Source organism: Mycobacterium sp. NGS50, assembly GCF_059812545.1.
Genome location: NZ_JCALCW010000014.1, coordinates 1 through 23695, shown reverse-complemented (window position 1 = coordinate 23695; position 23695 = coordinate 1). Strand labels below are relative to the sequence as shown.

18 protein-coding genes and 4 riboswitches are annotated in these 23695 nt (G+C 69.5%); of the genes, 7 read left to right on the top strand and 11 right to left on the bottom strand.

Annotated features, from left to right (window positions below):
• Positions 1–7 precede the first annotated feature (7 nt).
• From AC5Y36_RS11915 to AC5Y36_RS11900, 4 genes are all read right to left on the bottom strand, one after another.
• Positions 8–760 (bottom strand): class I SAM-dependent methyltransferase, encoded by a 753-nt coding sequence (locus AC5Y36_RS11915; protein WP_500041116.1) that lies wholly within the window; start codon positions 758–760, stop codon positions 8–10.
• Positions 757–1881 carry a homoserine O-acetyltransferase MetX gene (gene metX / locus AC5Y36_RS11910; protein WP_500041115.1) on the bottom strand — a complete coding sequence of 375 codons (1125 nt, stop codon included), beginning with the start codon at positions 1879–1881 and terminating at the stop codon, positions 757–759. Before metX ends, AC5Y36_RS11915 begins: the two co-directional genes overlap by 4 nt.
• The gene (locus AC5Y36_RS11905; protein WP_500041114.1) at positions 1881–3224 is read right to left on the bottom strand and encodes a bifunctional o-acetylhomoserine/o-acetylserine sulfhydrylase; all 1344 of its coding nucleotides are present in this window, start codon (positions 3222–3224) and stop codon (positions 1881–1883) included. The genes metX and AC5Y36_RS11905 overlap by 1 nt, the downstream gene beginning before the upstream one ends.
• A 123-nt stretch (positions 3225–3347) precedes the next feature.
• Positions 3348–3467, bottom strand: a riboswitch (SAM riboswitch).
• Positions 3468–3610: 143 nt separating this feature from the next.
• A complete protein-coding gene (locus AC5Y36_RS11900) occupies positions 3611–4273 on the bottom strand; it encodes a pyridoxamine 5'-phosphate oxidase family protein (protein ID WP_500041113.1) in 663 nt (220 codons plus the stop codon).
• A gap of 40 nt (positions 4274–4313) precedes the next feature.
• Between AC5Y36_RS11900 and AC5Y36_RS11895 the strand changes: the two genes are divergently transcribed.
• Together AC5Y36_RS11895 and AC5Y36_RS11890 are read left to right on the top strand one after the other, a co-directional pair.
• Positions 4314–5636: an aminotransferase class I/II-fold pyridoxal phosphate-dependent enzyme gene (locus AC5Y36_RS11895; RefSeq protein WP_500041112.1), complete on the top strand. Its 1323-nt coding sequence runs from the start codon at positions 4314–4316 to the stop codon at positions 5634–5636.
• A 28-nt stretch (positions 5637–5664) separates the two neighbouring features.
• Positions 5665–5829, top strand: a riboswitch (cobalamin riboswitch).
• A gap of 75 nt (positions 5830–5904) precedes the next feature.
• Positions 5905–7644 (top strand): PPE family protein, encoded by a 1740-nt coding sequence (locus AC5Y36_RS11890; RefSeq protein ID WP_500041111.1) that lies wholly within the window; start codon positions 5905–5907, stop codon positions 7642–7644.
• On the opposite strand, the gene AC5Y36_RS11885 is transcribed toward AC5Y36_RS11890, so the two are convergent.
• Genes AC5Y36_RS11885 through AC5Y36_RS11870 form a run of 4 tightly spaced genes read right to left on the bottom strand, consistent with a single transcriptional unit; the run spans position 7641 to position 12194 of the window.
• A complete protein-coding gene (locus tag AC5Y36_RS11885; protein WP_500041110.1) occupies positions 7641–8237 on the bottom strand; it encodes a DUF7676 family protein in 597 nt (198 codons plus the stop codon). The two genes, AC5Y36_RS11890 and AC5Y36_RS11885, sit on opposite strands and share 4 nt — an antisense overlap.
• Positions 8234–9964, bottom strand: a complete 1731-nt coding sequence (locus AC5Y36_RS11880) for an ATP-binding cassette domain-containing protein (protein WP_500041109.1) — start codon at positions 9962–9964, stop codon at positions 8234–8236. The genes AC5Y36_RS11885 and AC5Y36_RS11880 overlap by 4 nt, the downstream gene beginning before the upstream one ends.
• Entirely contained in the window at positions 9961–11007 is a 1047-nt protein-coding gene (locus tag AC5Y36_RS11875; protein WP_500041108.1) for a FecCD family ABC transporter permease, read from the bottom strand. The genes AC5Y36_RS11880 and AC5Y36_RS11875 overlap by 4 nt, the downstream gene beginning before the upstream one ends.
• Positions 11004–12194, bottom strand: a complete 1191-nt coding sequence (locus tag AC5Y36_RS11870; RefSeq protein WP_500041107.1) for an ABC transporter substrate-binding protein — start codon at positions 12192–12194, stop codon at positions 11004–11006. The genes AC5Y36_RS11875 and AC5Y36_RS11870 overlap by 4 nt, the downstream gene beginning before the upstream one ends.
• 37 nt (positions 12195–12231) lie before the next feature.
• Positions 12232–12421: riboswitch (cobalamin riboswitch) on the bottom strand.
• A riboswitch (cobalamin riboswitch) is annotated at positions 12418–12548 on the top strand. (Overlaps the previous riboswitch by 4 nt.)
• Before the next feature lie 32 nt (positions 12549–12580).
• Between AC5Y36_RS11870 and cobN the strand changes: the two genes are divergently transcribed.
• The 5 genes from cobN to AC5Y36_RS11845 are packed head-to-tail and all read left to right on the top strand — an operon-like array spanning position 12581 to position 19434.
• Positions 12581–16162 carry a cobaltochelatase subunit CobN gene (gene cobN, locus AC5Y36_RS11865; RefSeq protein WP_500041106.1) on the top strand — a complete coding sequence of 1194 codons (3582 nt, stop codon included), beginning with the start codon at positions 12581–12583 and terminating at the stop codon, positions 16160–16162.
• On the top strand, positions 16162–16929 hold the full coding sequence (gene cobF / locus AC5Y36_RS11860) for a precorrin-6A synthase (deacetylating) (RefSeq protein ID WP_500041105.1): 768 nt from the start codon (positions 16162–16164) through the stop codon (positions 16927–16929). Before cobN ends, cobF begins: the two co-directional genes overlap by 1 nt.
• Entirely contained in the window at positions 16914–18365 is a 1452-nt protein-coding gene (locus tag AC5Y36_RS11855) for a cobyric acid synthase (RefSeq protein ID WP_500041104.1), read from the top strand. The genes cobF and AC5Y36_RS11855 overlap by 16 nt, the downstream gene beginning before the upstream one ends.
• Complete coding sequence (locus tag AC5Y36_RS11850) at positions 18362–19096, top strand: cobalt-precorrin-6A reductase (protein WP_500041103.1); 735 nt, start codon at positions 18362–18364, stop codon at positions 19094–19096. The genes AC5Y36_RS11855 and AC5Y36_RS11850 overlap by 4 nt, the downstream gene beginning before the upstream one ends.
• A 47-nt stretch (positions 19097–19143) precedes the next feature.
• Positions 19144–19434, top strand: a complete 291-nt coding sequence (locus tag AC5Y36_RS11845) for an antibiotic biosynthesis monooxygenase family protein (protein ID WP_500041102.1) — start codon at positions 19144–19146, stop codon at positions 19432–19434.
• A gap of 12 nt (positions 19435–19446) precedes the next feature.
• Here AC5Y36_RS11845 and AC5Y36_RS11840 read toward each other — a convergent pair whose 3' ends face one another.
• The 3 genes from AC5Y36_RS11840 to AC5Y36_RS11830 form a co-directional block, all read right to left on the bottom strand.
• Positions 19447–20181, bottom strand: coding sequence for a cell division protein DivIVA (locus tag AC5Y36_RS11840; protein ID WP_500041101.1), 735 nt, complete (start codon positions 20179–20181; stop codon positions 19447–19449).
• A 440-nt stretch (positions 20182–20621) separates the two neighbouring features.
• Entirely contained in the window at positions 20622–22142 is a 1521-nt protein-coding gene (locus AC5Y36_RS11835; RefSeq protein WP_500041100.1) for an HNH endonuclease signature motif containing protein, read from the bottom strand.
• A gap of 196 nt (positions 22143–22338) precedes the next feature.
• Complete coding sequence (locus AC5Y36_RS11830; RefSeq protein WP_500041099.1) at positions 22339–23694, bottom strand: cobyrinic acid a,c-diamide synthase CobB; 1356 nt, start codon at positions 23692–23694, stop codon at positions 22339–22341.
• Position 23695 lies beyond the last annotated feature (1 nt).

The window sequence follows — 23695 nt, the reverse complement described above, 5'->3', positions numbered from 1 at the left end:
CGCAGGGTCAACCGGCGGCGGATTCCAGCGTCGCCCGCATGCTGACGGTGATGTACGGCAACGCCAGCCCGGTCGCGTTGACCAGCGCCGGGTGGGTGGCCAGCAGCTGGCGGACCTGATCGAGGGTCTTGGCGCGCACCTCGGTGGGGGAGGTGATGCAGTAACTGCGGGAGGCCACCAGGTCGACGAGTGCCTGCGGGGTCAGGTAATTCGTCCACTGAAAAGAGAACTGTTCGATGTCGGTGAACGGCGCCGGCAGCACCACACCGTCGTCGATCGCGTCGCGGGAATCCTCGCGGCCGATGATGTGGCCCAATTCCTTGACCCAGCCCAGCCGTTCGTCGCGGGTGTTCCACACCAACCCCAGCCGCCCACCGGGCCGCAGCACCCGCACCAGCTCGGGGATCGCCCGTTCCGGGTCGAACCAATGCCACGCCTGCGCGACCAGGACGGCGTCAACGCTGTTGTCGGGCAACGGGATGTCCTCGGCGGTGCCGAGCAGTGCGGGGGTGTCCGGCAGTGCCGTGCTGAGTACTTCCAGCATCTCGGCGATCGGGTCGACGGCCACCACGTCCAGGCCGCGTTCGACCAGGCGGGTGGTCAGCTTCCCGGTACCGGCCCCCAGATCGAGCACGTCGCGCGCCCCCGCGGGCAGCAGCCAGTCGATGGCCTCCGGCGGGTATGACGGTCGGCCCCGCTCGTAGGCGGCGGCCTGGGAGCCGAAGGACAGCGAACGATCGTGCCGGGCGCCGGTGCTCACTTCCTGGCGCCTTGGCTGGCCAGGGTGAGTGTGTGGCGGATCAGCTCGCCCACCGGCTCGGTCTCCACCAGGAATCCGTCGTGCCCGCAGACGGAGTCGACGATCTGCAGGCCGTCGCATCCGGGCAGCAGGTCGGCCAGTTCTTGCTGCTGGCGCAGCGGATACAACCGGTCGGTGGTGATGCCGCCGACCACCGCGGGGACGGCGCAGCCACGCAGCGCGGCCGCGACACCGCCGCGCCCGCGGCCGACGTCGTGGCCGCTCAACGCCTCGGTCAGGGCGACATAGCTGCCGGCGTCGAACCGCGACACCAGCTTGGCCCCTTGATGTTCCAGGTAGCTCTGCACCGCGTAACGGCCAGGTTCTTTGTCGTCTTGAGCGCGGTTGGCGAACCGGGTGTCGAGTTCGGTCTCGCCGCGATAGGTCAGGTGCGCGATGCGGCGGGCGATGGCCAGCCCACTGTCGGGGCTGCTCCCGGTGTCGTGGTAATCGCCGCCCTGCCAGTTCGGATCGGCTTTGATCGCCGCGATCTGAGTGGACTGGGTGCCGATCTGATCGGCGCTGGCCCGGGCGCCGACCGCGAGCAGCAGACCTGCGCGCACCCGCTCGGGATGGCCGATCATCCACTCCAGCGCGCGCGCACCGCCCAGCGATCCGCCCACCACCGCGGCCACCTCGCTGATGCCCAGCGCGGCCAGCGCGGCAACGTCGGCTTCCACCTGGTCCCGCACCGAGACCGTCGGAAAGCGTGAACCCCAGGGCTTTCCGTCCCGGGCCCGCGAGCTTGGCCCGGTCGAGCCCCGGCAGCCGCCGAGCACGTTGGTGGCCACCGCGCACCAGCGGTCGGTGTCGATCGGCGCGCCCGGTCCGGCCACACCGTCCCACCAGCCCGGCGTCGGATGCCCGGGTCCGGCCGGACCGGTGATGTGTGAATCCCCGGTCAACGCATGCAGCACCAGCACGACGTTGTCCCGTGCCGGTGACAGCGCGCCCCAGCGCTGCACGGCGATGCTGACGTCGTCGATGACCGCGCCGTTCTCCAGACGCAACGCACCGATGTCAACCAGCCCGATCTCGCCTTCGGCGGGCAGGGTCTGGGTCGGCACGTCGGAAATGGTCATCACACCGCCGCCGCCGCCGAATCCTTTGAGGCGCTGTGTTGTTGGGCCGCGGCGAAGCCGAGCTCCAGGTCGGCCAGGATGTCGTCGATACCCTCGATGCCGACGGCCAGCCGCACCAGGCCCGGGGTGACCCCGCTGGCCAGCTGCTCTTCCGGGCTGAGCTGGGCGTGCGTCGTCGACGCCGGGTGAATCACCAGCGACCGCACGTCGCCGATGTTGGCGACGTGGCTGTGCAGGCTCAGCGCGTTGACGAAGGCCTTGCCGGCCTCCGCTCCGCCGGCCAGCTCGAAGGACAACACCGCGCCGGTTCCCTTCGGCGCCAACTTCTGTGCCCGCTCGAACCACGGCGAGCTGGGCAGCCCGGCGTAGTTGACCGACAGCACTTCGTCACGGCTGTCCAGGAACTCGGCCACCCGCTGCGCGTTGGCCACATGGCGCTCCACCCGCAGGCTGAGCGTCTCCAGGCCCTGGGCGACCAGGAACGCGTTGAACGGCGAAGCCGCCGCGCCCAGGTCGCGCAGCAGCTGCACGCGGGCCTTGAGCGCGAACGCCGGTGCTCCCAGGTCAGCGAACACCACGCCGTGGTAGCTCGGGTCGGGGGTGGTGAAGCCGGGATGGCGGCCCTGCGTCCAGTCGAAGGTGCCGCCGTCGACGATGACGCCGGCGATCGCCGAACCGTGCCCACCCAGATACTTGGTGGCCGAATGCACCACGATGTCGGCGCCCTGCGACAGCGGTTGGATCAGGTACGGGGTGGCCACCGTGTTGTCGACGATCAGCGGCACGCCGTTGGCATGGGCGACGGCCGAGACCCCCGGGGTGTCCAGGATGTCGATTTTCGGGTTGGAGATGGTCTCGGCGAAGAACGCCTTGGTGTTGGGCCGCACCGCGGCCTGCCACGAGTCGAGGTCGTCGGGGTCCTCGACGAAGGTGACCTCGATACCGAGCTTGGCCAGCGAGTAGTGCAGCAGGTTGTAGGTGCCGCCGTAGAGCCGCGGGCTGGACACGATGTGATCACCGGCACCGGCCAGGTTCAGGATCGCGAAGGTCTCGGCGGCCTGCCCGGACGCCACGAACAGCGCCGCGACCCCGCCTTCCAATGCGGCGATGCGCTTCTCGACGACATCGGTGGTCGGGTTCATCAGCCGGGTGTAGATGTTGCCCGGAATCTCCAGCCCGAACAGCGCCGCGGCGTGGCTGGTGTCGTTGAAGGTGTAGGACGTCGTCTGGTAGATCGGCAGGGCACGGGCATTGGTGGTCGGGTCGGGCTCCTGCCCGGCGTGGACCTGCTTGGTTTCGAACGACCAGCTCGCGCTCGGATCGCTGTTGTTGTCGGCGGTCATGTATCGATGCTTTCTATGAGTGGCGTGGACGCAGGTTTCAGCGCCAGCAACTTAGAATCGGTCGGAATCGGTATGAGGCACGCATCAGGTTCCCCTGTTCTACTCGGGGGGCCCGTTATGGCGGACCCGCGCTTGCCGCGTAGCCGACGGCGGCTACTCAACCTGGTCATCACCCGGGGCACCCCACCGCGGTTGGAGGGTTGCCGGCCAGCAAGCCGGGGCTTGACGCTGGCGCTCATGACCGTTTTAAAGCCTAGCGCATGTCGCCGATCACGTGCCACCAACCGGGGGCCGGGCACTCGACCCAGGCCGCGCCGAGTGGGATATCCCCGACGCTCGCCCGGCGTGTCACGTCGTGAGGATGCCACTCGGCGTGGTCAAGCCGATCAGTGTGGCCTCCGGTAGGACGTCAGGTAGTGCGGCAGCGCGATGGCCGGGTCCAGGTCGTCGGCCGGTTCGGGCGGGCCGGCCACCAGCGTCAATGGCACGACGCCCGCCCAGTGCGGCAGCCCCAGGTCTTCGGCGTCGTCGGCCGGGCCACCAGCGCGCACCTTGGCGGACACCTCGACGAGATCGACGGCGAGCACCGCGGTCGCCGCCAGCTCGCGGGGGTTGGCCGGCCGGGTATCGGCGGCCCGGCCCGCAACGACGTGATCGAGCAGTGCATCGAGCGCGCGACGCTTCTCGCGCTGGTCGTCGACGAGACGCGCGGCGCCGAGGACCACCACCGAGCGGTAGGACATCGAATGGTGCAGCGCCGAGCGGGCCAGCACCAGACCGTCGACCAGGGTGGCGGTGACACAGACCGGCAGGCCCGCGGGGCCGGCGGCCAGCACCGGACCACTGCCGGTGGAACCGTGCAGGTACAGCGTGTCGTCGATGCGGGCGTGGGTGGTCGGCAGCACCACCGGGTAATCCCCGCGGATGTAGGCCACATGACAGATGAGTGCCTCGTCGAGGATGCCGTGCACGGTTTCGCGGTCGTAGCGTGCCCGTTCCCGATACCGGGTGGGGGTGGTCGTCGAGGTCGGTGCATAGGTCTCGGTCATGGGATTGCCCTTAATTACGTACTAGTACATAATGATGTTCGTGCCAGTACAATACACGATCGGTGGTTCCGGTGCGGAGGCCATCGCGGCGAGCATCGAGGACGGCATCTCCCGAGGAGCATTGGTGCCCGGCGCCGCGCTGCCGCCGATCCGAGCGCTGGCCACCCACCTGCAGGTGAATCCCAACACCGTTGCCGCCGCCTACCGGCTGCTGCGTGATCGTGGTGCCGTTGAAAGCTCGGGCCGACGCGGCACCCGGGTGCGGGACCGGCCTGCGACCACGCCACGGTCATTGCTCGGGCTGGCGGTGCCGCCGGGGGTGCGCGACCTGTCCACCGGCAATCCGGACCCCGCGCTACTGCCGATCCTCGAGGCCCCGCCGCGACAGCCCGGGGCGCCGGTGCTCTACGGGCATCCGCCGATCGCACCGGAACTGGCGGCACACGCCCGCGCCGCGCTCGGCGGCGACGGCGTCGCCGCCGAGCATCTCGCGGTGACCTACGGGGCACTGGACGGAATCGAGCGGGTGCTCGCCGCCCACCTGCGCCCGGGAGACCGGGTGGCGGTGGAGGATCCGGGCTGGGCCAATCTGCTGGATCTGCTGGGTGCGCTGGGGCTTTCGCCGGAACCGGTCGGCGTCGACGATGACGGACCGCTGCCCGCGGATCTGGCCGGCGCGCTGCAGCGCGGTGTGCGCGCGGTGGTGGTGACCAGCCGTGCCCAAAACCCCACCGGCGCAGCTGTATCCGCGCCCCGGGCCGAGGTGCTGCGAAACCTGTTGGCGACCCGGTCAGATGAGGTGTTGCTCATCGAGGACGACCACTGCGCCGGCATCGCCGGTGTGGGGCTGCACCCGCTGGCCGGATCGACGCGGCACTGGGCATTCGTCCGGTCGGCGGCCAAGGCATACGGCCCGGACCTGCGGCTGGCCGTGCTGGCCGGGGACCGGCGCACCGTGGAGCGGGTGCACGGCCGCCAGCAGCTGGGGCCGGGATGGGTCAGCCACCTGCTGCAGGATCTGGCCGTCGATTTGTGGCGCGACGAGACAACTACCGGACTGGTCGGCCAGGCCGAAACGGCCTACGCGCACCGCCGTTCGCTGCTTTGCGGAGCGCTGGCCGACCGTGGTCTGGTTGCGCATGGCCGCTCCGGGCTCAACGTCTGGATTCCGGTGCCCGACGAGACGGCGGCGATGACCCGGCTACTCGCGGCGGGGTGGGCGGCGGCGCCGGGCAGCCGATACCGGATCGGCAGCGCCCCGGGGATCCGGGTGACGATCGCCGGGCTGCACGATGCCGATGTCGATCCGCTGGCCGATGCGCTCGCCGAAGCGGTGCACGGCGCCGGTCCGGTGAGCGTGTGACCGGCTGGATTCGGGTCATGCAATAATTCCGCAGGTAAGGCGATGACGTTGCAGGAAGCCGGTGTGAATCCGGCGCGGTCCCGCCACTGTCATCGGGGAGCGACCCTCAACCGCCACGGCTCTTTGCGGAGTTGGAAGGCGAGGCGAGCTGTGATCCGAGAGCCAGGATACTGGCGTCATCGCGTCCTGCGACCCGGGGCGGTGTACCCCGAGAGAGCTGACGAACACCCATGTTTCGCTTTTCTCGGGTGGCTGCCGGCGGTCTGCGATGACCGCGCCGATCTGGATGGCCGCCCCACCGGAAGTACATTCAACGTTATTGTCCGCCGGACCCGGGCCGGGGCCGCTGTTGGCATCGGCAGCCGCCTGGACTGCGCTGTCCGCCGAGTACGCCGCCGTCGCCGATGAGCTGACCGCGCTGTTGGGGGCGGTGCAGTCGGGCGTGTGGGAGGGACCGTCGGCCGAGGTGTACGCGGCAGCTCATGCCCCGTACCTCGGGTGGCTGCTGCGTGCTGGGGCCGATGCGACGGCGGCGGCCGCCCAACAACAGGCGGCGGCCGCCGCCTACAGCAGCGCGCTGGCGGCGATGCCGACAACGGCCGAATTGGTCGCCAACCATGCCACCCATGCCGTGCTGATCGGTACAAACTTCTTTGGGATCAACACGATCCCGATCGCACTCAACGAGGCCGACTACGCCCGGATGTGGGTGCAGGCCGCAACCGTGATGACGGCCTACGAGGCGACCGCCACCTCCGCCGTGGCGGCCGCGCCCCAGCTCGAGCCGGCGCCACCGGTGCTCAAGGCGCACTCGACGGCGGCCCAATCCGCAGACGCCACACCGCCGGAGCCACCGCAATGGTTCCTCGACTTCGCGAAGTGGCTGGAAGGACTCGTCCCTCAGCCGCCCTACCCCGACAGCGGCGAGTACCCGCTGTACGCGGAGCTGCTGGAGTTCTTCGACAAGATCGGGTTCGGCGACATCTCCGACCCGCTGGCGCAGTGGTTCGCCAGTCTCGGGGGTTCATCGTGGTTGCCGCCGGCCGGGGTGCCCGGATCGTGGCTGGGCTGGACCGGCAACCCGCTGAGCTATCTCAACCCGGCCTACCTGGCCTACATCCTCTCGGTGCCGCTGGACCCGGGGTCTTACATCGCGTTCACCAGCATCGTGATCATCGACGATCTGTTGGCGATCATGTACACCGCGTTGTTCAATCCCCAAGCCCTGGTCCTGGTCGCACCGCTGGCGTTCATTGAGATCGTCGGGTCGACGATCGGCAACACCGTGCAGGCGCTCAACTACCTGATCACCCAGACGGTGCTGTTGCCGGCGCTGTTGCCGCTGTTGGCCGGTTCGGCTGTGCTGGCGCCGGCGGGGGTGCTCGGCGGTCTCGGCATCGGAGCCTTGGCGCACCTGGCACCCGCCGTTCCCGCCGTGGGCTCATCCGTCCCGCCGTCGCTGGGGGCGACTCTGGCCCAGCCGGTTTCGGCACCGGCGCCGACACCCACATCGGCACCGGCCCCCGCGCCGCCGCCGGCGCCGGCACCGGCCCCCACCCCGCCGAGCGGTGCCCCGCCGCCGACTCCGGCAGGGCCGCCGTCGGTGAGCATGCCGGCCGCGATGTACATGGTCGGCGACTTGGGCCTGGGTGCCCGACGCGCGGCGGGCACCAGCGCCCGCAAGAGGCCGCTGCCGGATCCGGACAGTGCCGATATCGCTGTGGCCGAACCGGCTTCGGGGCAGGCGAGTCCGCAACGGCGCCGGCGCCGGGTGAAGACCGGCATGCTCGGACGCGGGTACGAGTACATGGATCTAGAGCCCGATCCCGCACCGGAGCCGGCGTTGGTGACGGCGTCGGATCGCGGTGCTGGACGGCACGGTTTCGCCGGCACGCATCAGATAGCCACCGTCCGGCCGGCGGGGCTCACCACGCTGGTCGAGGACAGGTTCGGCGGCGGCGCGGTGAGCCCGATGATGCCCAACACCTGGACGGCGGACGAGCCCTAACCGCCGCAGCGGATCCGATTCCCGCTGCGGTCCAACGGGTCCGATCCCAATCCCAGGTACTTGTCGCGCAGCTTGTCCCACAACTCGAGCTGGGTCCAGTCGGGTTCGTCGCGCATCTGCTGGTCGTTGGTGAGGAATGGATTCGGCAGCATGACCGTCATCATCTGCTCATCGCGCCCGTTGTAGAGACGCACGCCCCAGGACATCGGGTGGCCGTCCTTGCCGATCCGGCGATACAACTCGGCGCGGGTGCAGCGGCGAATGCGGCCCAGCTCGGTACCGCTGGCGCGGTGCTTGCCGATGCACAGGTGAAAGTGCCAACGGCCGAAATCGACGGTGGCGTAGCCGTCGAGCATCGAGATCCGCTTGGGTGCGTTGGGTGCGGCCACTTCCCAGGCGGCGCCCTGCATGATGATGCCGAACCAGATGTCGTCCCAGTATTCGTCGAAACACAGGTGCAGCAGTTCCAGCAGGCTGTTCTGGTCGGTGGGCAGCGGCCAGAGTTGTTCGCGGCCGCGGTCTTCGGTGTCGACGATCGGGGGATCGGCGATGACGCTCGCGGTGTCGGCTGCTGTGACAGTGTTCTCGGTCATGAGGTTCCCTTCCTGTTTCGGTCCTGGCGAACCTGGGGTTTGCGAGTGAGCACGCAGTCGCCGCACAACCCGCCGCCGGGCGTGCGGTAGAACAGGCAGCAGGTTGTGCGCCGGTAGCCGGTGCCGGATGCGGCGAAACGCACGGCGCCGGTGAGCCGTTCGTCTGCGCACAGGGTGCGCGCGAGTTCCCAGCCCGGCTCGGTTGCCAGGGTGCGGGCGGCTCCGAGAACCGCGGACGCGGCGTTGCCGCGCAGCAGCAGCTCCGAGATCGGGCCGAGCCGGCGCACCGCGTCGGCCAGCGGCGCCAGATGCCGGTCCAGGATCATGTCGGCCAATCGTGGCTGCAGGTTTTCCCCCTGCCAGGCCAACGGATTCGGCAGGTGCAGCCGAGCGGTGCCGTCGGATTCGCGGTACCACAATTGTTCGGGAGCCAGATCCACCAACAGTCCGTGCTGGGCGAGCGCACCCAATCCGATCGACCAGAGCCGCGCCGCGTGCCCCAGGAACAACGTTGACACCGCCACCCGGCGATCCGCGGACCCGAGGCGCTGCGCGACGTCATCGACCGCCTGCGACAGCAGCCGCTGGTCGGTGTAGAGCCGGGTTACCGCGTGCCAGCAGGCACCATCGGCCGGCCCGGTCGAGACCGCGAAATAGGGGCTGACGGCCGACAACTCGCCCAGCGCCGAAACCGTGTGGGCTTCGGGCGCGCAGCGCAGTGAACTCGGTGCCCGCCCGCGCAGCAGCTGCGGCAGATCACGCAGTGCGACAGTGTCGGCATCAGCGCCGGAACGCACCGTGACAGCGTCAGGATCGGCGGCGGTGACGATAGCTTCGGAGGTTTCGGTGGGCGTCGCCGCATGCCACCCCTCTCGTGACAGCACCCGGATCAGTGCGGCACGCAACGGCTCCGGGGCGTCGACGCGAGCGGTCCGAGCGCCAGTTCCGGTGCCGAATGCGAACATGCCGCTGGCCGAGTCGAAGCGCAACGTGTCGGTGTCGAACATCGCGCCGATGCGCCCCGCCAGCATCAATTCCTCACCGACGGTATCGGTCAGGGTGCCGGCCGGATCCAGCAGCCAGACCCGATCGGCCACCCGCAACGCCAGCTCCAGGTCGTGGGTGCTCAGTATCACCGCCAACTGCTGGTCGCGGGCCAGCTCGCGCAGCAACCCGAAAAGACCGGCCCGCGAAGACACATCGAGGAAGGCGGTCGGCTCGTCGAGCACCAGCAGCCCCGGCCGCTGGGCCAACGCCCGCGCGGTCAGTACCCGCTGGCATTCACCGTCGGAGAGCTCCGCCGCCGGCCGATCGGCCAGATGCTGCGCGCCGGTGGCCGCCAGCGCCCAGTCCACGATCTGCTCGTCGGCCGGACGCAGCCGGGCAGCCAATCCCAGGTGCGGAATGCGGCCGAGCCCGACCAGTTCCCGGGCCGACAGCAGCCCCGGTTCGATCCGCTCGGTCAGCACCACCGCGACCCGGCGGGCCAGCTCGTCACGGGGCAGCCCGGTGAGGTTGGCGCCGTCGAGCAAGACACGGCCGTCGAGCGCGGGCTGCAGCCCGGCCAACGTGCGGATCAGGGTGGACTTGCCGGCGCCGTTGGGGCCGATCAGCACGGTGAGTTCGCCGCGGCGGGCCCGTGCCCCCAGCCCGGTTGCCACCGTCACCGACCGGCGCCGGGTGCGGTAGCCGATTGCCAGATCAACAAGTTCAACCGCCGGCGTCATGCGGGCAACCCCGATCCGCGACGGGTCCGCAGCAGCACGGTGATCACAACCGGGGCTCCGACCAGCGCCGTGACCGCGTTGACCGGAATCACCAGGTTGCTACCCGGCACCTGGCTGACGATGCCGCACCCGAGCGCGGCCGTCGCACCCAGCAACGTCACCGCCGGTACCACCACACGATGATCGGAGGTGCCGACGGCGATGCGGGCCACATGCGGTACCACCAGGCCGAGGAAGGCGATCGGCCCGCAGAACGCGGTCGTCACACCGGCCAGCAGCGACGCCGAGCCGACCGTGATGACCCGCGCCCGGCGCACGTTGATACCCATCGTCGCCGCGTAACTCTCGCCGAGCAGCAAGGCGTTGAGCGGCCGGATCGTCAGCGTCGCGGCGACCAGCCCGACCGTCACCAGCGGTAGCAGTAGCCGCAGATCGGCCCAGCCGGTTCCGGCGAAGCTGCCCAGCCCCCACAGCAGAAACTGCTGCACCCGCTGCGGGTCGGCGTAGACCATCGCCAGACTCACCAACGCGGTGCTGGCCGCGCCCAACATCACCCCGATCAGCAGCAGCGTCGCCGCCGAACGGGTCCAGCGGGACAGCGTCAGCACCAGGGTCAGCATCGCCGCGGCACCCAGCGCTGCCGCGATGACCCCACCGGCGCGGCTGGCCCCGGCCATACCGGCGGCGAATCCAGCGCCGGCCGCCCCACCGAGCAGCACCACCAGCGCCACGCCGAGGCTGGCGCCGGAACTGACGCCGAGAATGTAGGGGTCGGCCAGGGTGTTGCGGAACAGCGTCTGCAGTTGCAGGCCGGCAACCCCGAGCGCGGCCCCGGCGGCCAGCGCGGTGAGCACCCGGGGCAGCCGCATGTTCGCCACGATCACCTGCCAGCGGGGATCGGAGGGTTGCATGCCCAACAGCACCCGGACGGTGTCGGCCAGCGGCACGCGCACCGGACCGAGCACCAGCCCCAGCAGCGCCAGCGCCAGCACTGCGGCGGCGAGGCCGGCCAACACCAGCGTGGTGCGCGTCGGTGTTCTCATCGGGCCACTCGTTGGTAGAACTCGAATGCATGGCCGGGGGCCAGCTCGGGGTGCAGGATCGCAACCAGGTCGCCGAGCAGCAGATCCGGTCGCGCCGTCCCGCGTTCCCAGTAGGTGTTGTGACCTTGCGTCCCGACGGCCTTGGTCGCCGACCACACCTGTCCGCTGCGGACCGCGGCGAGCTCGCCGTACCGACTGTCCTGGGACACCGCGTCGCCCACCGTTTTCCAATCGTCGGTGACCAGCCACAGGGGTGCGCTTCCGGCGCGGGCGTACACCGACTCGAAGTTCAACTGCCGGTTCTCGGCGCCGGTGTCCGCCAGCCACGGGTAGACACCGCCGGCATCGGCGACCAGGCGGCCGGAGTAGCTGCCGCCGGTGGGCATCGACCAGCTGCCCGAATACATGGTGCCGACCAGCACGTCGACCGGCGTGGCCGACGCGGCCTGTGCGGCCAGGGCGCGGTAGCGGTCGCGGATGGCCTGATACGCGTGCCCGGCCTGCCGCTCGGTTCCGGTCAGCGCGGCGAACATCTTGACCCATTCGGCCCGGCCCAGCGGCGTGGGCTCCAGCCATTCGGCGTCGGCGACCACCGGGACGCCTGCTTCGCGCAGCTTGGGATAGCCGGGGTCGTCCATGCCCGGGGTGACCAAGACGTCGGGGCCGGCGTGCAGCACGGTCTCGACGTTGATCTGGCCGCCCGGTGCGTAGCCGACGATCTGGCCGGCGTCGATGCGTCGGCGGATCTGCGGATCAGCGACCGTGGCCGGGCTGGCCACTCCGGTCACCACGTCGGCGGCGCTGAGCTCGGTGATCATCGCGAGATGCGTCGTCGAACCCGAATACAGGCCGCGTACCGGGATCGTGATCTGTTGGGCGTGGGCGAGCTCGCCGGCCGGCGCCGGTGCAGGCGCACCGCAGCGCACCAACACATAGGACACCGGTTCGCCGCCGAGATAGGGGCGCTTGACGGTCAGGACCTGGTAGCTGTTGTGGTAGTCGATCGAGAAGTTGGTGGCCTCCGACAGTGTCGATTTGTCCGGGAAGTAGTCGGCGGCCGGATCGAAGTCGGTGATGCAGCCCGGCCGCGTATCCGTTGCGGGGGAGGCGTGTTCGGCAGAGCAGCCGGCCATCGAGATGGCCAGCGCTATGGCTAGCGTGCGGGCTACCCGCAGCGCACCGGGCATGGGCGTGCATCAGCTTCCTCGGGGTACACCGCCCCGGTACGCAGGACGCGATGACGTGAGTCTCCTGGCTCTCGGATCACTGTTCGCCTCGCCTTCCAGCCCCACACGTGGCGGGCCGTGGCTGTTGAGGGTCACTCCCCGATGACAGTGGCGGGACCGCTCCGGAATTGCACCGGCTTCCTCATGTCGTCATCGCCTTACCGGCGACATTCTCGCATGTTCGCTGCGTTAGGCTGGCCGCCGTCTCGTGGCAAACAGGAACCCGGTGGAAATCCGGGACGGTTCCGCCACTGTGAGGGGCGCGTGTTGGGGGCGTGTTCCAAGTCAGATACTGGCCGCGGGCATCCGACGACAAGGGGCGCGAACCCCTCGGGAGGACCCTCGTTATGCGACGCATCGCCCTGCTGTCCACCTCGGACACCGACCTGCTGTCCGCACGCGCCAGTGGCGCGACATTCCGGCTCGGCAACCCGGCCCGCCAACCGATCGAACCGGTGCTGGACGGCGCCGACGTCGTGGTGCTGCGGGTGCTCGGATCATCCGCCGAGATCGAAAGCGAACTCGCGGTGGTCCGCGAACGCGGGCTGCCGCTGGTGGTGCTCGGAGGCGAGCGCGCACCCAACGCCGAGCTGATGGAGTGTTCGACGGTCCCGATCGGTGTGGCCGCGCAGGCGCACGCCTACCTGGCCGAGGGCGGGCCGGCCAACCTCGCCCAGCTACATGCGTTCCTGTGCGACACAGTGCTGCTGACCGGGGAGGGTTTCCACGAGCCGGTGGTGATCCCGGAATGGGGATACGCCCAGCGGGAAAGGGGCGAGCCGGCCGAGGCTGCGGACGCGGTGCGGGTGGGGGTGCTGTACTACCGGGCCCACGAGGTCAGCGGCAACGCGGGCTTCGCCCACGCGCTGGCCGACGCCATCGATGCGGTCGGCGCAGCGGCCGGTATACCCATCTTCGCGGCGTCACTGCGCAACGCCCCCGACGAGCTGTTCGACGCGCTGGCCACGCTGGACGCCGTGGTGGTGTGCATGCTGGCCGCCGGCGGCGCGATGAACGCCACCGCCACGGTCGGCGCCGGGGACGACGACGGCGCCTGGGACGTCGAGCGGATCGCCGCGCTGAATATCCCGGTGTTCCAGGGGTTGTGCCTGGCGTCGTCGCGGACGGATTGGGAAAGCAACGACGACGGGGTGTCCCCGCTGGATTCGGCGACCCAGATCGCCATCCCCGAATTCGATGGCCGCATCATCACGGTGCCGTTCTCGTTCAAGGAGATCGACGACGACGGGCTGCCGCACTATGTCGCCGATCCGGAGCGCTGCGGTCGCGTCGCCGGCGTGGCGGTCAAGCACGCCCGGCTGCAGCGGGTGCCGAACGCACAGAAGAAGCTGGCGCTGGTGCTGTCGGCGTATCCCACCAAGCATTCCCGGGTTGGCAACGCGGTCGGCTTGGACACCCCGGCGTCGGCGGTGCGGCTGCTGCACCGGCTGGCCGCCGCCGGCTACGACGTCGGCGACGGATTCGGGGTGCTGGACATCGATGACGAAACGCTGGCCGGGGACCGGCTGATTCACACCCTGATCGAGGCGGGCGGGCAGGACGAGGACTGGCTGAGCGCCGTGCAGTTGTCCGACGCGCAGGTGCGCGTGAGCACAGCGCAGTACGCCGAGTGGACCGCCGAACTTCCGGCGGAACTGCGCGATGCGATGACCCAGGCGTGGGGTCCGGCGCCCGGCAGGCTTTTCGTCAACGACGACGGTGAGATCGTGTTGGCCGCAATGCGATCCGGCAACATCGTGCTGATGATCCAGCCGCCGCGTGGATTCGGCGAGAACCCGGTGGCGATCTACCACGACCCGGATCTGCCGCCGAGTCACCACTATCTGGCCGCGTACCGTTGGCTGGGCAGGGGTTTCGGTGCGCACGCGGTGATACACCTGGGCAAGCACGGCTCGATGGAATGGCTGCCCGGCAAAACCGCGGCGCTGTCTTCCGCCTGTGCGACCGACGCCATGATCGCCGACCTGCCGCTGATCTACCCGTTTTTGGTCAATGATCCCGGCGAGGGCGCCCAAGCCAAGCGGCGGGCGCACGCCACCATCGTCGATCACCTGATTCCGCCGATGGCGCGGGCGGAATCCTACGGTGACATCGCCCGGCTGGAACAGCTGCTCGACGAGTACGGCAACATCGCGACGATGGACCCGGCGAAGCTGCCGGCGATCCGCGGCGAGATCTGGAACCTGATGCGCGCCGCGGAGATGCACCGCGATCTGGGGCTCGACGAGCGGCCCGAAGATGAAGAGTTCGACGACTTCCTGCTGCACGTCGACGGCTGGCTCTGCGAGATCAAAGACGCCCAGATCCGCGACGGGCTGCATGTACTCGGCGGCGCGCCGGTCGGCCCCGAGCGGGTGAACCTGGTGCTGGCGATCCTGCGCGCGCCGCAGGTGTGGGGCGGGGTCGACCACGCGGTGCCCGGGCTGCGGGCCGCGCTGGGACTGAAAGACGACGCTCCTGCGGCGGCGGTGGACGAGATCGAGGGCCGGGCACGCGAACTGGTGGAAGCCATGGAGGCCGCGGACTGGGCGGTGGGCGCAGCCGACGCGCTGCATACCGATCCCGAAGTGTCGCGCGTACTGAGATTCGCTGCCACCGAAGTAGTTCCGCGGCTGGCCGGCACCGCCGCCGAACTGGATGCGGTGCTGCAGGCGCTGGCCGGCGGGTTCGTGCGACCGGGCCCCTCCGGGTCGCCGCTGCGCGGCCTGGTCAACGTGCTGCCGACCGGACGCAACTTCTACACCGTCGACCCGCGCGCCGTGCCGTCCCGGCTGGCGTGGCAGACCGGGCAGGCGATGGCCGACTCGCTGGTGCGGCGCTACCTCGACGACACCGGCACCTACCCGGAATCGGTGGGCCTGTCGGTGTGGGGAACTTCGGCGATGCGCACCTCCGGCGACGACATCGCCGAAGTGCTGGCCCTGCTCGGGGTGCGACCGGAATGGGACGAGGCGTCCCGACGGGTGTCGCGGCTCGAGGTGATCTCATGCGAGGAGCTCGGCCGCCCCAGAATCGATGTGACGGTGCGGATCTCAGGATTCTTCCGGGACGCCTTCCCGCACGTGGTCACGATGCTCGACGACGCGGTGCAGATGGTGGCGACTCTCGACGAGCCCGACGAGGCGAACTTCGTGGCCGCCCACGCCCGCGCCGACCTGGCCGATCACGGCGACCTGCGCCGGGCTACCACCCGGGTCTTCGGCTCCGCGCCCGGCTCCTACGGAGCCGGGATCCTGCAGGTGATCGAGGCCGGTACCTGGCGCGACGACAAGGACCTCGCCGAGGTCTACACCGCCTGGGGCGGGTTCGCCTACGGCCGCGGATTGGACGGCGCCGCGGCCGGCGACGACATGCGCACCAACTACCGGCGGATCAAGGTCGCGGCCAAGAACATCGACACCCGAGAGCATGACATCGCCGATTCCGACGACTATTTCGTCTATCACGGCGGCATGATCGCCACCATCCGGGCGTTGACCGGCGCCGACCCGAAGGCCTACGTGGGCGATTCGACCGCACCGGACGCGGTCCGCACCCGCACCCTGGCCGAGGAGACCGCGCGGGTGTTCCGTGCCCGGGTGGTCAACCCGCGCTGGATTTCCGCGATGCGCCGGCACGGCTACAAGGGTGCGTTCGAACTGGCCGCCACTGTCGACTACCTGTTCGGCTTCGACGCCACCGCCGGAGTCGTGCATGACTGGATGTACGAAAAACTCGCACAGGAATACGTGCTGGACCCGGCCACCCGCGAGTTCCTCGACAAGTCCAACCCGTGGGCATTGCACGGCATCGTGGAGCGCCTCACCGAAGCCGCGGACCGGGGCCTGTGGGCACAGCCGGATCCGGCGACGATGGCTGCCCTGCAGCGGGCCTACCTGGACGTCGAAGGCGACCTGGAGGACCGCTGATGGGTATGCAGGTTTGGATCCTCGGCGTCGGAATGGGGCCGCAGCAGGTCACGGCCGAGGTCGCCGAGGCGCTGCGGTCGGTCGACTACGTGCTGGCTGCCGACAAAGGGGCCAAAGGCGACCAGGACGGGCTATTGGCATTGCGGCGCAGCATCGTCGATACGTACGCCGGCTCAGTCCCGATCATCACCGTCGCCGACTCGCCCCGTGACCGGTCCGCGGAATTGACGACGACCGGCTACCAGAGCGCTGTCGAGGACTGGCACGCAGCCCGGGCGGCGCGCTACGCGGAGGTGCTGCGCCAGCGGGGCGGGACCGCCGCATTCCTGGTCTGGGGTGATCCGTCGCTCTACGATTCCACCATCCGGATCGTGCAGCGGGTGAAAGACCTTGGCGTGGAATTGGATTTCGACGTGCTCCCCGGAATCAGCGCGCCACAGTTGCTGGCCGCCCGGCACCGGATCGTGCTGCACGAGGTCGGCCGCCCGGTGCACATCACCACCGGCCGGCGGCTGGGGGAGGCCGTCGCCGCCGGCCAGGACAACATCGTCGCGATGCTCAACCCGGAGGGGCTCCACCTGACCGGGCTGGACGACTGGACGATCTGGTGGGGCGCCAACCTGGGTGCGGCAGGCGAGCGGCTGGTGCATGGCCGGGTCGCCGACGTGGTCGACGAGATCGCGACTGCCCGTCGCGCGGCGAAAGCGGACGCGGGCTGGGTGATGGACGTGTTTCTGGTGCGGAAGCCATCGTGTCAGGGCTGCTGATCGCCGGCACTACCAGCGACGCCGGCAAGACCGTCGTCACCACCGGGCTGTGTCGGGCGTTGGCCCGCCGGGGGATCCGGGTGGCGCCGTACAAGGCGCAGAACATGTCGAACAACTCGATGGTGTGCGTCGGGGCGGACGGCACGTATGCCGAAATCGGCCGGGCGCAATGGATTCAGGCACTGGCGGCCCGAGCTGCCCCCGAGCCGTCGATGAACCCGGTGCTGCTGAAACCTGGCAGTGATCAGCGCAGCCACGTGGTGCTGATGGGACGGCCGTGGGGTGAGCTGTCCTCCTCGAACTGGATGCACGGCCGCGCGGAGTTGGCCGCGGCCGCGCACCGTGCCTATGACGATCTCGCCGGAAGGTACGACGTGATCGTCGCCGAGGGCGCCGGCAGCCCTACCGAGATCAACCTGCGCGCCGGCGATTACGTCAACATGGGCCTGGCGCGGCACGCCGGCCTGCCGGTGGTGGTCGTCGGCGATGTGGACCGCGGCGGGGTGTTCGCCGCGTTCTTCGGCACCGTCGCGCTGCTCGCGCCGGAGGACCAGGCGCTGGTGGCCGGGTTCATCGTCAACAAGTTCCGCGGGCAGCAGCGATTATTGGAGCCGGGCCTGGCCGACCTGGAACGCGTCACCGGCCGACGGGTCTTCGGCACCCTGCCGTGGCATCCCGACCTGTGGCTGGACTCCGAGGATGCGCTCGACCTGGCCGGCCGACGCTCATCGCGCGCCGGAGCGCGGCGGGTGGCGGTGATCCGGCTACCCCGGATCAGTAACTTCACCGACGTCGACGCCCTGGGTCTGGAACCGGATATCGATGTGGTGTTCGTCTCCGATCCGCGCGGACTGGGCGACGCCGACCTGGTGGTGCTGCCCGGCACCCGCGCCACGATCAGCGATCTGGCCTGGCTGCGTTCGTGCGGGCTGGATGCGGCCGTCGCGGCACACGCGGCAGCCGGCAAACCCGTGTTGGGGATCTGCGGGGGCTTCCAGATGCTGGGCCGGATGATCCGCGACCCGGAGGGCATCGAGGGCCCGCCGGGTGAGGTCGCCGGGATGGGCCTGCTGGATACCGAAACATGTTTCGGCACAGACAAGGTGCTGCAAATTCCGCGCGCGGGCTACGAGATACACCACGGCCGGATCACCCGCGGCGACGGTGTCGAGGAGTTCCTTGGCGGCGCCCGGGCCGGTCAGGTGTTCGGCACCATGTGGCACGGGGCTTTTGAAGACGACGCGGTGCGTACGGCGTTCCTCGCCGAAACCGTCGGCCTGGAGCCCTCAGCTGTGTCGTTTCCTGCGGCACGGGAACGCCGACTCGACGTGTTGGCCGACCTGATCGAGGAGCACGTGGACGTGGCAGCACTATCGAAGTTGGCACATGGTGGGCCGCCGAGCGGACTGCCGTTCTTGGCGCCGGGGGCGCCATGACACGCGTGCTGCTGCTCGGCGGCACCGCCGAGGCCCGGGCGCTGGCCGAGCATCTGGTGGCGGCGGGTGTCGAGGTGACCACATCGCTGGCCGGCCGAGTGACCAATCCCCGGCTTCCGGTGGGGGAGGTCCGCATCGGCGGATTCGGCGGAATCGACGGTCTGCGTGCGGCATTGGCCGACTATGACGCCGTCGTCGACGCCACCCACCCGTTCGCGACGACGATGTCGGCCAACGCGGCCGCGGCCTGTGCCGCCGCCGAGCGTCCACTGCTGCGGCTGGAACGGCCCGGCTGGGGCGGCCGGGCCCGGCCGTCCTGGCACTGGGCGGACTCCCACGAACAGGCCGCGACGATCGCGGCCCGGCTGGGTCAGCGTCCCGTCCTGACCATCGGGCGCCAGCAACTGGCCTGCTATGTCCCGGTGCTGTACGAGCGTGCGGTGCTGGCGCGCGTCGTCGAACCGCCCTCAATCAGCCTGCCGCGTACCTGGACTGTGGTGACCGATCGCGGCCCCTACGGACTTCCGGGCGAACGCACGCTACTGCAAGACCACCGCGCCGACGTCGTCATCACCAAGGACTCCGGCGGTGAATACACCTGGCCGAAGATGCTCGCCGCCGACGAACTTGGCCTGCCGGCGGTTATCGTGCGCCGGCCCGCACGAGCAGCGTGGGTGGCCACCGTGCATGACGCCGAGGATGCGCTGGTTTGGGTGCTGGGGCTGGACTAACGCCCGGCGAGCGGAGGGCAGCTCGGCCTTCAGGCACAATTGTCGGCGTGATTCTGGAACACGGTGTGCTGTCGGTACGGCCCGGTGAAGAAGTTCCGTTCGAAGCGGCGTTCGCCAAGGCGCGGCCGTTGATCAGTTGCCAGCCTGGATTCCGGCGGCTGACCCTGTCCCGGTCGATCGAGTCGCCGAACCTCTACCTGCTGCTAGTCGAATGGGAGACCGTCGAGGCGCACACCGAGGGCTTCCGGGCCTCGCCGGAATTCGAGCAGTGGCGGGAGTTGCTGCACGGGTTCTATGAACCAAAGCCGGTCATCGAGCACTTCGTCGCGATCGACTGACCGAACCGGGCCCTATCCGGTGCTGGCCTTGCGTTCCAATGGCATCACGACGCCCTCCTCGGCAGGATCCTCCAGCTCCTGGTATGCCGACTCGAGACTGGTGGGCACCGCCTCCAGATCGTGATATACGCCCATCAATTGTTCCAACACCTTGATGCGTCGCTGCGTCGCCTCGTGCATCGCCTCGTGGGCCTGCGTGCGGTACTCGTCGGCGTTCTGCTTTGCCTCGGCCAGGAGCTGCTCGCGCTCCCGCTGAGCGCTCTGGCGCGCCGCGTCGATCTCCGATTCAGCGTCAGTGCGCAGGTCGGTCAGCTCGGCGTCGAGCTTCTTCTTGGCTTCCTCGTACTCGGCTTCCATGGCTTCGCGTTGCGTGGCCAGGTCCGCGAGGAACTCCCGGTGCTTTTGTTGCTCGGCATCGACCTCCGCCTCGGCGGCCGCGATCAGTGCAGCTGCCTCGGTCTGCGCTTCCGCGCGCATCTCGGAAATCTCGTCGACCGCACGCTGCAGCATCTTCGCCATCCGCTGCTGCATGGCATGAGGAGAGCCTGAAGTCTCGGTGAGGGAGGCGACCTCCTTGCGCAACGCGGCTGTCTCGTCGCCAGCTTCCTTCAATCTGGCCCGCAGGCTTTCGACGTCGTCGAGCAGCAGTTGTTGCTTGGCGGTCAGCATCTCGATGTGGGTATCAACCGCGTTCGGGTCGTAGCCCATGAACTTGCGTGAGAACGTCTTGACGGGTTCGGTTACCACTGCTAATTCACCCTCCTGGAGACACCTGTATCCGCGGACGGCCATCCGCTGGGACGGTGCGGCCGTCCATCCGCGGTTGCGGCTCGACGCACCGCCGAGAATGCCGATTCGTTCGGCTGCTCTCAGCCCCTACCGATGGCCATGCGTGGACGCGTACCACCGTTCTCACCCTAGGCCGCCGGACTTCAGCTGGCCACCGCTGGAGGGGCTGGATCGAGAAAGCTCGAGAAGCGCCGGGTCGCCGGCGCGCCTCACTGGTGGCGTGCGCTGGATCAACCTGCCGGTCCACGGACGAGATTCGCGGCGCTGCAATGGTTCTACTCCGGTGGCGCCGTGTCGGAGTACCGCAGCACGGGACCGAGCTTCTCGCCTACGCGGAGAGCAGCATCGCCCGGTTTGCTGGGGACGTCGCTGGGGAGCATCGACGGCAGCGCTTCCAGCTAGAAGGGTGGTGGGTCCTCGTCGGTGTTCGGTGGTGGCAGGTTGGCGTTGCTTGGGGTGGCCGCTGGGCGGGTGTGGCGTTGGTCGCGGTTGGCGCGGCGTTCTGCGGCGACGCGGTGCGCTCGGTCGGTTGCCCGGGTGCGGCGGCGTTTGGGCATCATCGCGGTCCGCTCGCCGCAGTACTGTGCCGGTATGTCGGCTTCTACGGCGGGTATGCCGCCGGTGGCCCAGCACAGGCTGGGGAACAGCAGCGCGCTGCCCGGTGTGGTGACGTAGGTTTGGCCCGACGGAGAGGTCAGGATCACGGTGCCGTCGGCCAGCTGCTGGTCGTGCCAGCCCCAGAAGGTCTTCACCAGATGGTGTGTGCGGCAATAGCATTTCAGGTTCGACGCGTGCGTTTTGCCGCCGTTGGCGAAGGGGATCGTATGGTCCAAATCGCAGTTGACGGCGGGCTGGTCGCACCCGGGCCAGCGGCAGGTCAGGTCCCGGCAGCGGACAAAGTCGGCCAGCATCTTCGACGGTACGTATCCCGGCTCGGGCGGGGCGTCGCCGGGATGGACCAGCGGCACCAGCGTCGCCGAGCGGGCCAGTTCGGCCAGTGTCTGCGGCGAGATGAGCCCGTCAGCGCCGATCTCTGATCCGGGCGCCAGGCCGGTGCCGGCGAGCGTGGCGCGCTCGGCGAGCACGTGGATCAACACCGGCGAGGCGGCCGGCCGCTGCCGGGCAGCACAGTCGGGCCGCCCGCAGCGACAGCCCAGCCGATCCGCCCCGGCCGCCAGCGCCCCCAACGCATCGGCGCGGCGTTGTGCGCGGCTGCGGGGATCGTGGGCGCAGACCGTGGCCGCCAGCGCGTCGAGTCGCTTGTCCAGGGCATGCGCGTCGGGGGTGAGCAGGCTGCCGCTGATGGCACAGGTGCCATCGACCAGGTCGTCGATGCGGATCTCGCGGTCATGGTGCTGCTTGTTGCCTCGCCGTACCGCGTCCGCGTCGGCCTTGGCCACGATCTTGTCGATTTGCGCGCCAAGCCGCCCCCGCGTCATCGACGGCCAGCGGGTCACGTTGACCGCCAGCCGCGCATCGACGGCGGCCAGCACGTCGCGGTCGGTGATCAGGTCGGTGCGAAACACGATGGTGGCGAACATCGTAAAGTCAATGTCGCCGGTCTTGAATACCTTGGCCACCTCGGGCAACCGCTCCCGCATGGCCCGGGCATACCGCAGCTTGCTGGCGGCCAGGCCCTGACTGATCCGCAACGCCGCACCGACTTCGGCGCTGACCGCAGCCTCGGTGTCGATCGCCCACTGCTCGGTGTCCGAACACCGCGACAACCGGTAGGCGAACAGTTCACCGATCGCACCCAGCTGCTGGGCGGCCGCACAGTTCTCGGCACGCGACAACGCGCAGATCTGGTCCACCAGCGCACCCGACACCGGTGTCGTCGACGGATACTTACGCTGAAAGAGCTCGTCGAAGCGCGCGATCACCTCCGGTGACGACACCCGCTCCGACCGCTCGCACATACATTCGATTGTAGTACAGTGCCCCGACACATGCTGCCCAAACTTGTTGTCAGGGTCACGTTGTGGATAACGCGGCTAGCCCATGGTCCGATCACGACGAACGAAGGTGCCTGCCGAGGAGAAAGGCAGGTGTCCACTGACAAATGCTTGTGTTATCTCGCCATCACGCCGCCGCCATCTTGTGCGACCCCGTCGCTCAGCTGCCGGCGAACCCGTGCACCGCGTCGGCGAACCGCTGGGCCAGCTGCGGATGCCCGGCCCAGTGGGTGTGCAGGTAGGACGCATGCAGGGCCGGTCCGGCGAACCCGTCCGACGCAGCCGAAAACTCCCAGGCGGGGCTGACACGTGCATCGAAAGTGACCCTGGTGCGGTGAAATTCGTGCCCGGTGACCCGTTCGCCGGTGCGCGCCAACAGGGTGTCGGCCGGACTGACCGCGTTGCGGTAGCCCAGCGTGAGCCGCGGCGTCATCGCTGCCGCGGCGGCCAGCACGCCAACACCGGGAACGCCGTCGACTCTGCGGCACAGGTAGGCGAACCCCGCACACTCGGCGACGGTGGGCACGCCCGCGGCGATCGCCGTGCGCAGCTCGGCAAGCAGCGCGCTGTTGGCGGCCAGCTGTGTCGCGTACACCTGCGGAAAGCCCCCGCCGAGGTAGATACCGGCAGTATTCGGCGGTAGCGCGGGGTCGGTGAGCGGATCGAAGTCCACCACATCGCAGCCCGCGGCGCGCAGCAACTCCTCGGTTTCGGTGTAGCGGAAGGTGAATGCCGAACCGCCGGCTATGGCGACGACCGGCCGCGCCGGCGAGGCGGCGTGCACCTCGGCGGCCGGGTTCCAGGCCCGGCCCGCCAGCGCAGGCGCTTGTCGTGCGATGGCCAGCGCTGCGTCGAGGTCGACGTGCTCCTCGACCAGGCGGGTCAAGCGGTCCAAGACCGCCCGGGACTCGACGCGCTCGGCAGCCGGCACCAACCCCAGGTGCCGCGACGGCGCCTCGATCCCGGCGTCGCGGGGCAGCACCCCGAGCACCGGAATGCCGGAGGGCCGCAACGCGTCAACGACCTCGTCGGCATGCCGGGCACTGCCGGACCGGTTCAGCACCACACCGGCCACCGGTACCGCCGGGTCGAATCCGGCCAGGCCGGCGATGACGGCGGCGTGGGTGCGGGCAGCGTGTGAGATGTCGACCACCAGCACGACCGGTGTGCCGGTCAGCGCTGCGACGTGGGCGGTGGAGGCCTCGCCGTTCGTCCCGAGGCGGCCGTCGAAAAGGCCCATCACCCCCTCGATCACCGCGACGTCCGCGCCGGCCGCACCGTGTAGCAGCAGCGGAACGATCCGCTCGGCACCCACCAGATAGGGGTCGAGATTGCGGGCGGGCCGACCGGTGGCCAACGCGTGGTAGCCGGCATCGATGTAGTCGGGACCGACCTTGTGACCGCTGACCCGGCTGCCGCGTGCGGCCAGCGCCGCCATCAACCCGATCGCCACCGTCGTCTTGCCGTGTCCGGAGGCGGGTGCCGCCACCATCAGACGCGGGACTAGAGGAACCATG

Excerpts from the sequence above, each read along its gene's own strand:
- cobF (WP_500041105.1), top strand. The coding sequence starts at position 16,162 with ATGGGTATGCAGGTTTGGATCCTCGGCGTCGGAATGGGGCCGCAGCAG.
- AC5Y36_RS11835 (WP_500041100.1), bottom strand. The coding sequence starts at position 22,142 with ATGTGCGAGCGGTCGGAGCGGGTGTCGTCACCGGAGGTGATCGCGCGC.
- AC5Y36_RS11870 (WP_500041107.1), bottom strand. The coding sequence starts at position 12,194 with ATGCCCGGTGCGCTGCGGGTAGCCCGCACGCTAGCCATAGCGCTGGCC.
- AC5Y36_RS11900 (WP_500041113.1), bottom strand. The coding sequence starts at position 4,273 with ATGACCGAGACCTATGCACCGACCTCGACGACCACCCCCACCCGGTAT.
- AC5Y36_RS11890 (WP_500041111.1), top strand. The coding sequence starts at position 5,905 with ATGACCGCGCCGATCTGGATGGCCGCCCCACCGGAAGTACATTCAACG.
- AC5Y36_RS11875 (WP_500041108.1), bottom strand. The coding sequence starts at position 11,007 with ATGAGAACACCGACGCGCACCACGCTGGTGTTGGCCGGCCTCGCCGCC.
- AC5Y36_RS11885 (WP_500041110.1), bottom strand. The coding sequence starts at position 8,237 with ATGACCGAGAACACTGTCACAGCAGCCGACACCGCGAGCGTCATCGCC.
- AC5Y36_RS11905 (WP_500041114.1), bottom strand. The coding sequence starts at position 3,224 with ATGACCGCCGACAACAACAGCGATCCGAGCGCGAGCTGGTCGTTCGAA.
- AC5Y36_RS11830 (WP_500041099.1), bottom strand. The coding sequence starts at position 23,694 with ATGGTTCCTCTAGTCCCGCGTCTGATGGTGGCGGCACCCGCCTCCGGA.
- metX (WP_500041115.1), bottom strand. The coding sequence starts at position 1,881 with ATGACCATTTCCGACGTGCCGACCCAGACCCTGCCCGCCGAAGGCGAG.
- AC5Y36_RS11880 (WP_500041109.1), bottom strand. The coding sequence starts at position 9,964 with ATGACGCCGGCGGTTGAACTTGTTGATCTGGCAATCGGCTACCGCACC.
- cobN (WP_500041106.1), top strand. The coding sequence starts at position 12,581 with ATGCGACGCATCGCCCTGCTGTCCACCTCGGACACCGACCTGCTGTCC.
- AC5Y36_RS11850 (WP_500041103.1), top strand. The coding sequence starts at position 18,362 with ATGACACGCGTGCTGCTGCTCGGCGGCACCGCCGAGGCCCGGGCGCTG.